The following is a 14,832-nucleotide window of genomic DNA, read 5'->3' on the forward strand; positions in this document are numbered from 1 at the left end:
AGCCGTAGCTCGAGCTGCGGCTGACCATACGAGGTGCTGCTGGCTCTCGCCCTCTCATGCGAAGTGGCGGCCCAGGACCTGCGCGTAGATCTCTTGGTACCGGTGACCGTTGGCCGTCCAGGAGCGCTCGGTCTCCACCCACGCGCGCCCGGCGGCGGCGAGCTCGGCCCGTCGGTCGGGGTCCTCGAGGAGACGCAGGAGCGCCCCTGCCAGGGCATCGGCATCGCCGGCCGTGAAGGACTCCCCGCGCGCGCCGTCGCCCGTGATCTCCGTCAGCGCCGGCAGGTCGGAGACGAGCACCGGGAGACCCGCGGCCATCGCCTCGAAGGGCTTGAGCGGGGTGACGAGTCGGGCGGCGCGCTCGTCGACGCGGGGAACGACGAAGACATCCAGGAGGGAGTAGTGGTCGAGGACCTGCTCGTGGGGTACCCGCCCGGTGAAGACGACGGCGTCACCGGCGCCGACCTCGGCCGCGTGCGCCTCGAGCTCGGGCCGCCGGGTGCCGTCACCGACGATGAGCGCGACCGCGTCGACGCCCCGCGATCGCAGGGCGAGCGCTGCGTCGATGAGGTACTCCTGCCCCTCGCGGTAGTGGTCGAGGTTGGAGACGTAACCGAAGACGAACCGCCCGGCGAGGCCGTAGTGCTCGACGAGGTCGTCCCGGCGGGGCCGGGGGGCGAAGGCCGTCGCGTCGACGCCGTTGGGGACGACGTGGACCCGGTCGGCCGGGACCCCGCGGTCGACGATGTCGGAGCGCATCGACTGACTCAGCGTGATGACGGCGTCCGCGGCGAGCATGCACCGCGTGTCGGTGTCGCGGCGGCGGTGATAGGTCTCGGCGGTCTCCGCGCGGTCGAGGTCCTGGGACCAGATCGCCTCGAAGAAGCCACGCACCTCGTACACCCACGGCAGTCCGAGGGCCTCGGCGGCCGCCCGGCCGACGAGCGCGGCCTCGTAGCCGCGGGCACCCGAGTGCACGTGCAGCAGGTCGGGAGCCTCGTCGGCCAGCGCCGGCACCAGCGCCATGGCGTAGGCATCGAGGTGGGCGTCGACGGTCTCGGCGCCGGGAACGCTCGAGCGCCGCAGGTGCCGGTGCCGGATGCCGTGGACGTCCTCGACCTCCGGCACGTCGTCGCCGGGGAAGTCCAGGGCGGTGATGGCCATCGGCTCGATCCCGACACCGGCCTGCGCCGCCAAGGTGTAGCGGGTGCGCACCGAGTAGCCGGACTGCCGGTGCGGGAGGGCGACCTTGAGCAGGTGCGCCACGCGAAGGGGGCCGGTCCCCCCTTCGTCCCGCGGCAGGGGAGCGACCGCCGGGACCGTCGGCGTCCATGCCGGGTCCGTCTCGAGAAGTCGCCCCTCGACCTGGGAGAGCGCGGCGACGAGCCGGGCACGGGCCGGTCCGACGATGGCCGGCGTGGCGGCGACCTGGGCCCGGGTGACGCGCGCCTGGAGGCTGGGCTCGCCGGCACGGGACGCGCTGCGGCGAGCCTGGTCGAGGAAGGCGGTGTCGCGCCCGAGCGCATCGAGCTCGCGGGTGATCAGCTCGACGGCCGCCGTGTGGTTGCCGATCCCCGTCAGCTCGCTCAGGCGGGCGGTCGCCTCCGCGGCGCCCGAGCCGTCGGAGGCCGACGGTCGGGGCCGCAGCCGCTGCAGGGTCAGGTAGGCACGGCGGGCCAGGCCGCGCAGGACAGTCTTGGGGTCACGCACTCGAGGCAGCCTAGTTCGCCCGGTGCCCGGGATGACGCCGGCCGAGGTGGCCGGGTTCGTCAGCTGGTGCTCTGGGACTGACCGCCGTGGGTGCGGCGCCGGTTGCGGCGACGGCGGGGACGGCCCTCGGAGCCGGCGGACTCGCCCTTCGCCTCGCCACGACCACCACCGGAGCGCTCGCCACCGCCGGACCGGCCACCGCCGGAGCGACCGCCGCCGGAGCGGCCACCGCCACTGCCGCCACCGCCCTGGCGCCGGCCACCGGACTTGCCGGTCTCACCCACGTCCTCGAGCTCCTCGGCGTCCAGGCCCTCACGGGTGCGCTGGGAGCGCGGGAGGCGACCCTTGGTGCCCTCGGGGATGTCGAGGTCGCTGAAGAGGTGCGGGCTGGAGGAGTAGGTCTCCGTCGCCTCGGGGATCCCGAGGTCGAGCTGGCGGTTGATGACCGACCACTTGGTCTCGTCGTCCCAGTCGACGAAGGTCACCGCGATGCCGGTGTTGCCCGCACGGCCGGTCCGACCGATGCGGTGGACGTAGGTCTTCTCGTCGTCGGGGCACTGGTAGTTGATGACGTGGGTGACGTTGGTGACGTCGATGCCGCGCGCAGCGACATCGGTGGCGACGAGGACGTCGACCTTGCCGTTGCGGAAGGCGCGCAACGCCTGCTCGCGGGCACCCTGCCCGAGGTCACCGTGGATCGACGCGGCCGCGAAGCCGCGGTCGGCGAGCTCGTCGGCGACCTTCGCGGCGGTGCGCTTGGTGCGGGAGAAGATGATCGTCAACCCGCGACCCTTGGACTGCAGGATGCGCGCGACCATCTCGACCTTGTCCATCGCGTGCGCGCGGTAGACGAACTGCTGGGTCGCCTTGACGATCTGGCTGTCCTCGCCGTCCTGGCCCTCCTCGCTCATCGCGCGGATGTGCGTCGGCTGCGTCATGTAGCGCCGAGCCAGGGCGACGATCGCTCCGGGCATGGTCGCGGAGAAGAGCATCGTGTGGCGCGCCGGGGAGGTCATCGCCATGATCTTCTCGACGTCGGGCAGGAAGCCGAGGTCGAGCATCTCGTCGGCCTCGTCGAGGACGACGGTCTTCGTGGCGGACAGGTCGAGGTGCTTCTGCTGGGCGAGGTCGATGAGCCGGCCCGGGGTGCCGACGACGACGTGGACGCCCTTCTTCAGCGCCTCGATCTGCGGCTCGTACGCACGGCCGCCGTAGACGGTGAGGACCTTGATGCCCAGGCGCTTGCCGGCCCGCTCGAGGTCGGCGGCCACCTGGCCGGCGAGCTCGCGGGTGGGGGCGACGGCCAGCGCCTGCGGGCGCGGGTCGTCGGACCCGGTGTCGATCCGGTTGAGGATCGGGACGCCGAAGCCGAGGGTCTTGCCGGTCCCCGTCTTCGCCTGACCGATGATGTCGTGCCCGTCGAGCGCGACCGGGAGGGTCATCGCCTGGATGGGGAAGGGGTGGACGATCCCGGCGTCGGCGAGCGCGGCGACGATCTCGGGGTGGACCTTGAAGTCGGCGAAGGTCGGCTGCGGGCCCTCGGGCTCGGGCGTGGTGGCCTCGGGGGCCTGCTCGAGCGCGGTCGCCTCGGCGGTGAGGTCTTCGGACGTGGTGGAGTCGGACATGCGTCTCTCGATCAGCGTGGACGGCGCGCACTGCGCCGTGGTTGGCACGGGCCGATCGGAGGTCAGTCAGTCGGTCTGCCGCTCGTGGGGCGACCGCGCCGGACGTCACGTCCAGCCGGAATGGATGCCGACCGGGCACCGCTGGTCACCTCCATGCTACCCGCCCCGGGCGTCACGGGCCGCCACGCCTCGCGGGCACTAGGCTGCCGGGCATGAGTGAGCAGGCAGGACCGTCGTCGGGCGCAGGACTCGGGGAGCGCGAGCGGGAGGGAACGATCGACCTCCTCGGAGCCATCGCCTACGGGGCGATCTCGGGCTTCAGCCGGATGGCGGCCGACTCCGAGATGGCCCGTGACCTCGTCCTCAAGCGGGCCCTCGCGGGGATGGCGGTCAAGGAGTTCCACAACCACGAGCTGCTGACCGACCACATCGTCGAGCTCGGAGGCGATCCGGTCGCGGCCATGTCGCCCTTCCGGCCCGCCTTCGAGGTCTTCCACGCGCGGATGAAGCCCCGGGACCTCCTCGAGGGCCTCGTCAAGGCCTACATCGGCGACGGGATCGCCACGGACTTCTTCATCGAGATCGCCAAGTACGTCGAGGCGGACTCGCGGGCGATCATCGAGCGGGCGAGCAGCAACCACCGCGACGTCGACGTGATCGTCCAGGCAGTGCGGGCCGGCATCGCCGAGGACTCGCGTCGTGCGGGCCCGCTCGCGCTGTGGGGCCGGCGGCTCGTCGGGGAGGCCCTCACCCAGGGCCAGGTGGTCGCCAGCGAGCGTGAGGCGCTGAGCGAGCTCGTGCTCGGCCTGAGCCATGACCGTCCGGGAGCGACCCTGGAGGAGGTGGGCCAGCTGATGCAGCGGCTCACCGACCGCCACCAGCTGCGGATGGGGCGGCTCGGGCTGGCTGCATGAGCGAAGGGGGCCCGCCGCCGGCGGACCCCCTTCGCTGTGTGCTGGTCTCAGGTCTGCTTGCGACCGACGACCATGCCGTAGACGACGATGAGCACCGCCGCGGCGATGACGCCGACGACGACGGCGAGGAAACTGAACTCAGTACTCGTGCCGTTGACGACCGACGACCCGATCAGGGCGCCGAGGACGCCGAGGATCACGGTGACGAGCGTCGAGATGCTCTGCCTGCCCGGCAGGACCAGGCGGGCGAGGGCGCCGATGACGGCCCCGATGAGGACGGTGACGATGATGGTCCACACAGCTGATCACTCCTTTTGCGCCCGACAGGGAGCGGGCGCGCTCAAAGCCCGTGCGGGCCCTGGGACCACCATAGAACGATGGTGCCGCTGGTGCGAAAGTGACGACACTCAGGAATCTCGTGTCGCGATCGCGTCGCTCGTCGAGGGCGCGTCAGGCGCCGAAACCGACCCGTCCGCGGCTCGGCTCGCCGACCTCGACGTAGCCGAGAGCGCCGGCCGGGACCATGACCCGGCGACCCTTGTCATCGGTGAGCGTCAGCGCACCACCATCGAGCGCGGCGTTGACCGCCGTCTCGATCTGGTCCTCGGTGCCGGACGCGTCGATGACGATCTCGCGGGCGACGTTCTGGATGCCGATCTTGACCTCCACGGTCACTCCTCGGGTCTCGGGGATGGGTCCGTTGCTCATCGTGTCACCCGGCGGGCTGGTCGTCCCGGGCGGGGTCGCCCATGCGGTTGACCGGGAAGGCGCCGATGCCCCGCCACGCCAGGTGACCGGCGGCCTCGGCCGCGACCTCCTGGCTGAACTGGGTGCCGTGGGCGAGCCAGGTACGCGCCATGACCTGCGCGGCGCCAGCCATCGCGAGGCCGAGCATCTCGGCGAGCTCGTGGGGCAGGGTGGTGTCCTGCATGATCCGCTGCGCGATGGCGTCCCCGATCTGCGCCTCGAGCGCGTCGAGGCGGTGGCGCACCTGCGGGTCGTTGGTCAGGTCGGACTCGTAGATCAGGCGGAAGGACCCGCCCTGGTCCGCGACGAAGGAGAAGAAGGCCCGCACGGTGGCGTGGACCCGCTCCTCGTGGTCCTCGCTGGACTCCAGGGCCTCGAGGACGAGGGCCTCCAGGGTGTCGCACTGGGTGTCGAGGAGGGCGAGGTAGAGCTCGAGCTTGCCGGGGAAGTGCTGGTAGAGCACCGGCTTGGAGACGCCGGCCTCGTCGGCGATGTCCTCCATCGCTGCCTGGTGGTAGCCCTTGGAGACGAAGACCCCCAGCGCTGCCTGGAGGAGCTGGGCGCGGCGCTGGGCACGTGGCATCCGCTGGACGCGGGTGCCGGACGCGGGGGAACTCATGGGGATGTCCTCCGAAGGGGGATCGTGGCCGTGGTGCGGCAGGTCACATGATCCTACCTACGGGTAGTGACTGCGTGGTCCACGACCTGCCGTCGCGGACGGTTGTCGGGTGCGGGTGGTGGGATGTCCTCGTGGCCGCACCGACCCCCTTCGTCCAGCTGCGCCCGCCGTCCACCGGCCGGGCGCACTCCACCGTGCGCCTCGACGAGGACCAGGCGGCGGCCGTCGCCGCCCGGGGTGACCTCGTGCGCGTCCTCGGCGGACCGGGCACCGGCAAGACGAGCGTCGCCGTCGCCTCCGTCCTCGACCGGATCGCGAAGGGGGAGTGCGCCCCCGAGGAGGTGCTCCTCGTCTCCGCGACGCGGGTGGGTGCCGCCGCGGCCCGCGACGCGGTCACCGCCGGCCTGTCGGGCGCGACGACCGAGCCCCTGGCCAGGACCATGCCCTCGCTCGGTTTCGCCGTGCTCCGCCAGCAGGCGGCGCTGCTCGGTCAGCCGGCTCCGCGCCTGCTCTCGGGGGCCGACCAGGACGTCGTCCTCGGCGAACTGCTCGCCGGGCACCGGGAGATGGGTGGCGGACCGGTCTGGCCGCAGGACCTCGAGCTCGCGCTGCCCACGCGGGGTTTCCGCGGCGAGCTGCGTGACCTGCTCATGCGCGCCATCGAGCACGGGGTCGACCCCGAGGAGCTCGCGGCGCTCGGTGCAGCCCACGAGCGACCGGAGTGGATCGCCGCAGCGCAGGTGGCCCGGGAGTACGACGAGGTCACGGCGCTCTCGCGTCCGGGCGCCTTCGACCCCGCCTGGGTGCTCACCGCCGCCGCGGAGCTGCTCGAGGCCGACGAGCAGGCCCGTGACCGGGTCAGGGGCGGGATCCGCGCCGTCGTCGTCGATGACGCCCAGGAGCTCACGGCGCCCGCCGCGCGACTGCTGCGCACCCTGACCGGCGGTGGCGTCGACCTCGTGCTCGTGGGGGACCCGGACGCGGCCGTGCAGGGCTTCCGCGGGGCCGTCCCGCACCATCTCGTCGACGTCTGGCCGGGACGCGAGGGGCCCACCCTCGTCCTCGGCCACGGTCACCGGCTGCCCGAGAGCGTCCGGGCGGCGGCCGCCCGGGTCACGCCCAAGATCGCGGCGCTCGGCGGCGGACGTCAGCGCGCGGTCGGCCCCCGGGCCCCCGACGGTGTCGTCGAGGCGCACGTGCTCCACTCGGGCGCCCAGGAGGCCGCCTTCATCGCGCACGAGCTGCGGGCCGCCCACCTGCTCGACGGCGTGCCGTGGGAGCGGATGGCGGTCATCGTCCGCGGCTCGGCCCGTCAGGCCACGCTGCGCCGTGTCCTGACCGCCCGGGGCGTGCCGGTCCTCGGGGACGCCCATCGGGTGCCGGTCCGCGACGAGCCGGCGGCCCGGCCCCTCCTGCACCTGCTGGGACTCGTCGTCGACCTCGCGCGCGGGCGCCTCGAGGAGGTCCCGGCCACCGACGTCACCGACCTGCTGACCAGCCCGCTCGTCGGCGCGGACACCGTCGCCGTGCGTCGGCTGCGGCGGGTGCTGCGCCGCGAGGAGCTGGCGGCCGGGGGCACCCGCACGAGCGACGAGCTCCTCGGCGCGCTCGTCCTCGACCCCGAGCGGCTGGCCCACCTCGGGGACGACGCCCTGCCCCTGCTCCGGTTGGCGAGCGTCGTCGCGGCCGGGTGCGCCGCGGCGGTCCCCGCGCAGGACGGCACCGGCTGGGCGAAGGGGGTCAGCGCGGAGTCGGTCCTGTGGCAGCTGTGGCAGGCGGCCGGCGTCGCCGACACCTGGCGTGCGACCGCGCTCGGCGGGGGTGCGGCCGGCGCGCGTGCCGACCGCTCGCTCGATGCCGTCGTCGCGCTCTTCGACGCCGCGGCCGCCCACCAGGACGCCCTGCCCGCGTCGGGGCCCGATGCCTTCCTCGATGCGGTCGCCGGCCAGTCCGTCGCCGCGGACTCCCTCGCGGCGCGCAGTCCCGACACCGACGCGGTGGCGCTGGTGACCCCGCAGACCGCGGCCGGCAACGAGTGGCACACGGTCGTCGTCGCCGGGGTCCAGGAGGGAGTGTGGCCGGACCTGCGCCTGCGCGGCTCCCTCCTGGGGTCCGAGCGGCTCGTCGACCTCGTCACCGGCCGCGACCGGGCCGGTGCGGGTGCGGCGACGGCCGTGCGCCACGACGAGACCCGGCTCTTCCACGTGGCCCTGACGCGGGCGAGTGCGCGCGTCCTCGTGACCGCCGTCGCCGCCGAGGACGAGCAGCCCTCCGTCTACCTCGACCTCGTCGCCCCTCTTCCTGCTGACGTGGTGCGACGTGAGCCGAGCGATGTCCCGGCACCGCTCGACCTCACGGGTCTCGTGGCACAGCTGCGTCAGCAGCTCGCGGCCGCGGACCCGGCGGCGGTGGCCCGTGCCGTGGCCCGCCTCGCCCACCTGGCCTCGGTCGGTGTGCCCGGGGCCTCCCCGTCGTCCTGGTGGGCGCTGCGCGACCTCAGCGACACGAGGGCCGTCCGCGGTCCCGAGGCCCCCGTGGGGGTCAGCCCGTCCAAGGTGGCGCTCTTCACCGACTGCGGTCTGCGCTGGCTCCTCCAGTCCTCGGGGGGCGACGGCCCGAGCCACACCTCGATGGAGGTCGGCACCCTCATCCACGCCATCGCCCACGACCTCGGCGACGCGGGGGAGGAAGCCTTCCAGGCGGAGCTCGAGCGGCGGTGGCCGTCGCTGGGCATGGCGCCCGGGTGGGTCACGGACCAGAAGCTGACGCGGGCACGGACGATGGCGCACTGGCTCGCCGAGTACCACCTGCGCGCGGCCACCGAGGGCTGGCGACCGGTGGCGACGGAGGAGGAGTTCCGCGTCGAGCTGGGCCGGGCGGTGCTGCGCGGCACCGTCGACCGGCTCGAGGCGGACGCGCAGGGGCGCGTGCGGGTCATCGACTACAAGACCGGCTCCTCGGCGCCCACGGCCAAGGACCTGGCCGAGCACCCGCAGCTCGGCGCCTACCAGGTGGCGATCGCCGAGGGTGGCTTCCGGGCGCACGGCACCGAGGGTGTCGGGGCGGCGCTCGTCCACCTCGGCAAGGTCCGCAACTCCAGCAATGCGGTGCAGAGTCAGCCACCGATCGCCGACGCCGAGGAGCCCCGGCACTTCCACGAGCTGGTCACCGACGCGGCGGAGGGGATGGCTGCGGCCACCTTCGCCGCCCAGCCGGAGGAGGGGCGGTGCCGGATCTGCCCGGTCCGCTCCTCCTGCCCGGCCCACCAGGAAGGGGGACGGCTGCGATGACCCGGCCGCCGAAGATCGGTGCCGTCGAGCTGGCGCGTGCGCTGGGGCAGGAGCATCCGCCGACCGACGAGCAGCGCGAGATCATCGAGGCGCCCCTCGAGCCACTGCTCGTCGTCGCCGGCGCCGGCTCGGGCAAGACCGAGACCATGACCGCGCGGGTGGTGTGGCTCGTCGCCAACGACCTCGTCACCCCCGAGGAGGTGCTCGGACTGACCTTCACCCGCAAGGCGGCCGGCGAGCTCGCCGAGCGGGTGGGACGGCGCCTGGCGACGCTCGAGCAGACCGGCGTGTGGTCGCCACCGCAGGAGGTCGAGGCGGACGGCCTCGGGGGTGCGCCGACGATCTCGACCTACCATTCCTACGCGGGTCGCCTCGTCCGCGAGGGCGCACTGCGGCTGGGCTACGAGAAGGACTCCCGCCTGCTCTCCGAGGCCGCGGCGTGGCAGCTGGCGCACGAGGTCGTCCTCGCCTGGGACGGGCCGATGGAGGACATCGACAAGGTGGAGTCCACGGTGACCAATGCGATCATCTCGCTCGCCGGAGAGCTCGCCGAGCACCTGTGCACCCCGCAGGACATCGAGGACTTCTCCGCTCGTACGCTCACCCACCTGGAGCACGTCGCGGCCACCGACAAGGGCTTCACCAAGGACTACCGCGGCAAGGTCATCACCCCGATGGCCGAGCAGCGGCTCATCCTGCCGATCGTCGAGCGCTACCGCGAGGTCAAGCGTGAGCGCTCGGTGATGGACTTCGCCGACCAGATGGCGCTCGCGGCCGCGCTCGCCTCACGCTTCCCCGACCTCGGCCAGGTCGAGCGGGACCGGTTTCGGGTGGTCCTGCTCGACGAGTTCCAGGACACCTCCGAGGCCCAGCTGGTGCTCATGCGCGAGCTCTTCGCGCCGCAGGGGCAGGAGCCGGCCGCGGTCACCGCGGTCGGCGACCCGCACCAGTCGATCTACGCCTGGCGTGGGGCGAGTGCGACGACCTTGGCGACATTCCCGCAGTCCTTCGCGACCGCGGGCGAGTCGGCGCCGGTCAGGCACCTCTCGACGAGCTGGCGCAACGACCGGACGATCCTCGAGGTCGCCAATGTCGTCGCCGGGCCACTGGGCGCCGGCAGCAGGGTGCCGGTGGCCCCCCTTCGCGCCCGGCCGGGAGCCATGAGGGGCCAGGTCCAGGCACTGCGGACGGAGACCGCCCACGAGGAGGCGGAGCGGGTCGCGGAGTGGGTCCAGACCCGTCGTGGTGCGGGCGAAGGGGGAGAGCCCCGCCGCAGCGCGGCGGTCCTGTGCCGCAAGCGCAGCCAGTTCACCCTCATCGCAGAGGCGCTCGCGGTGCGCAACATCCCGCACGAGGTCGTCGGCCTCGGCGGGCTGCTGCTCACCCCCGAGGTCGCCGACGTGATCTCGCTGCTGACGATCGTGCAGGACCCCGCCCGCGGTGATCGGCTGATGCGGCTGCTCACCGGGGCGCCGGGCCTGCTCGGTCCGGCCGACCTCGACGGGTTCGGCGCCTGGGCCAGGCATCTGGGTCGGCAGGCCGCGGCGGAGGCGAACCCCACCGGGGTGACTGACGGGGGAGTGCCACCGGGGCCCGACGACACCGTGACGATCGTCGATGCGCTGGACCAGCTGCCCGAGCCGGGGTGGCAGGGGGACGCGGGGCAGTCGATCTCGGACGCGGCGCTGCGGCGGCTGCAGCACATCGCCGGGATGGTTGCCCGGCTGCGGCGCGGTGCCGGGATGCCGCTGCCCGATCTCGTCGGTGAGGCGGAGCGGGAGCTGGGCATCGACGTCGAGGTCCTCTCGCGCCCCGGGTGGTCGCCGGCCGCCGCGCGCGCCCACCTCGATGCCTTCGCCGATGTCGCGGCCCAGTTCGCCTCCAGCGCGGACCGGGCGACGCTCGGTGGCTTCATCGACTGGATCGAGGCGGCCGTCGAGCAGGAGCGGGGCCTCGAGGCCCCGGTCGTCGAGCCGACCAAGGACGCCGTCCAGATCCTCACCTGCCATGCGGCCAAGGGGCTCGAGTGGGACGTCGTCGCCGTCCCCGGACTGTCCGAAGGGGTCTTCCCGGCGCACGCCTCGCGCTCCTCCTTCACGGAGGGGGGATGGGCCCTCGGGCAGGTCAACGAGTCGGGCTGGATCTCCGGTCTCGACGGGGTGCCCTACCCCCTGCGTGGCGATGGTGACGGACTGCCGCACCTCGACCTCTCGCTGGGGGAGACCAAGGCCCTGCAGGAGGAGCTGAAGCGCTACCGCGCGGCGGGCGGCGAGCACGGGTTGCTCGAGGAACGCCGGCTGGCCTATGTCGCGTGCACCCGTGCGCGCAGCCAGCTCCTGCTCGGGTCGTGGGTGTGGGGGGCCACTGGTCAGCAGCCGCGGCTGGCCTCGCGCTTCCTCGAGGAGGCCCGGGCGACCGGCGTGGTCGAGACGCTCGAGTGGGCCGAGATGCCGCGGACGAAGGACGAGCGCAACCCCGCGCTCGAGGTCGCCCGTCGGGTCATGTGGCCCGGTGGTGAGCCCGCTCCCGAGCGGCCGTCCCTCGCGGCGGCCGCGGAGCAGATGGGGGCCGACACCGAGGTCGACCTCGGGGCGGACCCCCTCGACGAGCAGATGCGCATCCTGCTCACGGAGCGTGACCGACGACGCCGGGCGCGCGGCGAGGACGTGTCCGTGGAGCTGCCGGCCCACCTGTCGACCTCACAGCTGGTCTCGCTCGCGCGGGACCCGGGAGCCTTTGCCCTCGATCTGCGGCGCCCGATGCCGCAGCCACCACAGGTCGCCGGCCGTCGGGGCACGGCCTTCCACGCCTGGGTCGAGGAGCACTACGCCCGGGCCGGGCTCGTCGACCTCCTGGAGATGCCCGGCAGCGCCGACGAGGACCTCGGTGACACCGACCTGGCGCAGATGCAGGAGCACTTCCGCTCCAGCGAGTGGGCCGAGCGGGTGCCGCTCGACGTGGAGCTCTCCCTCGAGACGCTCATGGGGGGCCACGCCATCCGCGGCCGGGTCGACGCGGTCTTCGCCGACGAGGACGGGGGAGTCACCGTCGTGGACTGGAAGACCGGTCGGCCGCCGCGGGCCGAGGAGGCCTCGGTCCGCGCGGTCCAGCTCTCGGCCTACCGGCTCGCCTATGCCCGGTGGCGGGGGATCGATCCCGACCGGGTCCGCGGAGCCTTCTTCTACGCGGCGACGGGCGCGACGGTGCGCCCGCAGATGCTCGAGGAGAGCGAGGTCGTCGCACTGCTCGACGGATCGCTCACGCCGCCGGATGCTGCGGCGTCGTCGCCGACCGCCCCCGCCACCGGGTCCGATCCGGGCTAGTCCCGCTCGCCGGAGCCCTCGCTGCGACGCAGTGGCGAGACGACGTCGTCCCCGTCGTCCCCGTCGTCATCGGCGTCGCCGTCGGCGTCGTGGAGCGTGGTGATCTCACCGGTCTCGTGGTCCGCCCGGGGCGCGTCATCGGTGTCGGTGACCGGCCCGCCGGCCGGCGCCTCGTCGGTCGTCGTCGCGTCCGCGGCGTGCTCCGGCTGCGCGATCGGGGTCGCTTCCGCCGGGTGCTCGACCTGGACGGCGTCGTCCGCGTCGTCTCCCGCATCGCTCGTGGCGTCCCCCGACGGCTGCCTCGTCGCGTCGGGGGCGACGGAGTCCGTCGGCACGGGCTGCGTGTCGCCCGTGCCGCCCGTGCCGGTCCCCGTGCGCGAGGTCCGGCCCGTGGTCCCGGTCGTGCTCGTGCTCGTGGAGGTCGCGGAGGCCTCGGTCGTGTCCGGGGTGCTGGTCGGTGCTGCCTCCTCCTCACGGGCCAGCCGGTCGTCGAGGCGACGCAGCTGCATCGCGTGCTCCTCGGCGCCCTCGTCGTCACCGGCGGCGACGGCGGACATCATCGTGCGGACGAGCTGCATCTCGGCGACGACCCGGGCCCGCCGCTGCAGGTGACGGTCCGGTCGCTCGATGCGGGCGTGGGCGTAGGCCTCGAGGACGGTGTCGAAGGCCTCGGGATCGAGGTCCGCGAGCAGCGGGGCCAGGTCGTCGGCGGGGTCGGCCACCTGCGCGGACTCCCACCCGAGGATCGCCTTGACGTCGGGGTCACTGCCGTCGTCCGGCGTGGCCAGCACCGTGTCCGCGTCGATCGCACCGTGGGTCGGCGTGCTCGTGAAGGCCCAGAGCGACTCGTCGTCGAGGACGCGCTCCCACCGCGTGAGCAACCCCGTGGGCACCCGCCCCGTCGCGGCTGCCCGATCGAGCTCGGCCAGGCGACGGGACCGGTAGGCGGCGGCGTCGTAGACGGGGACCCCGGCCTCCTCGTAGACGCGCGGGTCGAGGTTGTGCAGCTGGGCGATGGCGCGTCCCAGGCCCGTGGCGAGGGTGGAGCCGGGCTGGATGCCGGCGAGGTTGACCAGGCGGCCGGTGAGGTAGGAGTGGACCGCGGCGCGGCCCCCTTCGGGCAGGGCCACCCACCCCTTGACCGCCGGGACGGGCATCGTCAGTCGGCGGGCCAGCAGGGCCAGCAGCGCAGCGGAGCGCTCGATCTGCGCCGACGAGGCGGGTGTCCGGGGGCAGCGGATCACCCAGCGCCGGTGCTCCTGGTCCGAGACGAAGGCGACCTCGACCAGGTCCGTCGGTCCGGACGGCACGACCCCTTCCACGGTGTCGGGGTCGAGGCCGGGCACGGCGGCGCTGGCCAGCGCGGCAAGAGTCAACGGTCCACGAGAGGTCACGAGGCCACCGTACGAGGACTGCGACCGCGGATCGGGGAGCAACGCCCGCCCGTCCCCGAGCGAGATCGCCCTCCGTAGGGTGGTGACGTGGACCATGACCCGATGAGCGACCTGCCCATGACCGCCTCGGACACCGACCGAGACGCCGCGAGTCGCTCCGATCCGGACCTCCTGCCCCGGCTGCTCGCCGACCCGCGGACCCGGGTCATCGAGCTGCAGGGCGGGCGTGCCCTCCTTCGCCCCGACGGCGCGCTGCTGCGCCGGTCACCCGAGCCGTCCGACGCCGACTCGATCCTGCTGTACCTCGGACGCCACGAGGGTGTGGCCCACGTCGCCGCCTGTCGTCCGGATCCACCGCGATCGCCCTCGGACCGCGAGGAGGCGCTGGACGCGGCTCCCTTCGCCGGGCTGCGGGAGGTGGCCACCGACCTCCCCGCGGAGGAGGCATCGCTCTTCGCCACGGCGCTCGCGCTGGCCAACTGGCACGCGCGCCACGGGTACTGCCCGCGCTGCGGGACCGCGACCGACATCGTGCAGGCCGGGTGGACCCGTCGGTGCCCCCGGGACGGGTCCGAGCACTACCCGCGGACCGACCCCGCGGTGATCATGGCCGTCACCGACGCCGAGGACCGGCTGCTGCTGGCCCGCAACATCGGCTGGCCCGAAGGGAGGTTCTCCGTCCTCGCGGGCTTCGTCGAGCCGGGGGAGACCATCGAGGCGGCGGTGGCGCGAGAAGTCTTCGAGGAGGTGGCGGTCGTCGTCGGGGAGGTCGACTTCGTCGCGGACCAGCCCTGGCCCTTCCCCGCCTCGCTCATGCTCGGGTGCACCGCCCGCGCGACGACGACGGACCTGGTCTGCCAGCCGGACGAGATCGCGGAGGCCCGCTGGTTCACCCGTGAGGACTTCCGCGCCGAGGTCCGGCAGGGCGGGCTGCGTGCGGCCGGTCGCCTCTCCATCGCCGCCCGGCTCATCGAGGGCTGGCTCGGCCGGCCCCTGGACGACCTCGGCTGACCCCCTGGCCGCCCCCGGTGGATGTATGGGTGTGCGCCCGGACGCTCGGCATCACATCCACCTGCGAAGGGGGGGAGGGTGCGGCTGGGACCTGTCGGGTCGCAGTGAGAGAGTGCAGCGGTGACCATCCAGCAGGGCCCGCAGTCCGCGGACGACATCCTCGACGCGCTCGATCCGGAGCAGCGCGAGGTCGCCGCGC

The 14,832-nt window shown here is 73.7% G+C and carries 10 protein-coding genes; 4 read left to right on the plus strand and 6 right to left on the minus strand.

Translation table 11 applies throughout. The features are described from left to right. Positions 1-54: 54 nt before the first annotated feature. Both ACR9E9_RS06785 and ACR9E9_RS06790 read right to left on the minus strand, forming a co-directional pair. Positions 55-1,710, minus strand: coding sequence for a glycosyltransferase family 4 protein (locus tag ACR9E9_RS06785; RefSeq protein ID WP_435202962.1), 1,656 nt, complete (start codon positions 1,708-1,710; stop codon positions 55-57). Positions 1,711-1,769: 59 nt separating this feature from the next. Then, positions 1,770-3,335 (minus strand): DEAD/DEAH box helicase, encoded by a 1,566-nt coding sequence (locus ACR9E9_RS06790; protein WP_435202964.1) that lies wholly within the window; start codon positions 3,333-3,335, stop codon positions 1,770-1,772. A 212-nt stretch (positions 3,336-3,547) separates the two neighbouring features. On the opposite strand from ACR9E9_RS06790, the gene ACR9E9_RS06795 reads away from it, so the two are divergent. Beyond that, positions 3,548-4,249 carry a ferritin-like fold-containing protein gene (locus tag ACR9E9_RS06795; RefSeq protein ID WP_435202966.1) on the plus strand — a complete coding sequence of 234 codons (702 nt, stop codon included), beginning with the start codon at positions 3,548-3,550 and terminating at the stop codon, positions 4,247-4,249. A gap of 47 nt (positions 4,250-4,296) precedes the next feature. Here ACR9E9_RS06795 and ACR9E9_RS06800 read toward each other — a convergent pair whose 3' ends face one another. From ACR9E9_RS06800 to ACR9E9_RS06810, 3 genes are all read right to left on the minus strand, one after another. Next, positions 4,297-4,548, minus strand: coding sequence for a GlsB/YeaQ/YmgE family stress response membrane protein (locus ACR9E9_RS06800; protein ID WP_435202968.1), 252 nt, complete (start codon positions 4,546-4,548; stop codon positions 4,297-4,299). A gap of 151 nt (positions 4,549-4,699) precedes the next feature. Then, positions 4,700-4,957 carry a DUF3107 domain-containing protein gene (locus tag ACR9E9_RS06805; protein WP_435202970.1) on the minus strand — a complete coding sequence of 86 codons (258 nt, stop codon included), beginning with the start codon at positions 4,955-4,957 and terminating at the stop codon, positions 4,700-4,702. A 4-nt stretch (positions 4,958-4,961) separates the two neighbouring features. Further along, complete coding sequence (locus tag ACR9E9_RS06810) at positions 4,962-5,615, minus strand: TetR/AcrR family transcriptional regulator (RefSeq protein ID WP_435202972.1); 654 nt, start codon at positions 5,613-5,615, stop codon at positions 4,962-4,964. A gap of 131 nt (positions 5,616-5,746) precedes the next feature. On the opposite strand from ACR9E9_RS06810, the gene ACR9E9_RS06815 reads away from it, so the two are divergent. After that, a complete protein-coding gene (locus ACR9E9_RS06815; protein ID WP_435202974.1) occupies positions 5,747-8,905 on the plus strand; it encodes an ATP-dependent helicase in 3,159 nt (1,052 codons plus the stop codon). Then, positions 8,842-12,228: an ATP-dependent helicase gene (locus ACR9E9_RS06820; RefSeq protein WP_435202976.1), complete on the plus strand. Its 3,387-nt coding sequence runs from the start codon at positions 8,842-8,844 to the stop codon at positions 12,226-12,228. The genes ACR9E9_RS06815 and ACR9E9_RS06820 overlap by 64 nt, the downstream gene beginning before the upstream one ends. Here the strand turns inward: ACR9E9_RS06820 and ACR9E9_RS06825 are convergent. Next, a complete protein-coding gene (locus ACR9E9_RS06825) occupies positions 12,225-13,622 on the minus strand; it encodes a phosphotransferase (RefSeq protein WP_435202978.1) in 1,398 nt (465 codons plus the stop codon). The genes ACR9E9_RS06820 and ACR9E9_RS06825 overlap by 4 nt on opposite strands. A 102-nt stretch (positions 13,623-13,724) precedes the next feature. Here ACR9E9_RS06825 and nudC point away from each other — a divergent pair, with 102 nt between their 5' ends. After that, a complete protein-coding gene (nudC, locus tag ACR9E9_RS06830) occupies positions 13,725-14,633 on the plus strand; it encodes an NAD(+) diphosphatase (RefSeq protein ID WP_435202980.1) in 909 nt (302 codons plus the stop codon). Positions 14,634-14,832 lie beyond the last annotated feature (199 nt).

Source organism: Janibacter sp. GS2, from assembly GCF_051200835.1.
Taxonomy (GTDB): Bacteria; Actinomycetota; Actinomycetes; order Actinomycetales; family Dermatophilaceae; genus Janibacter.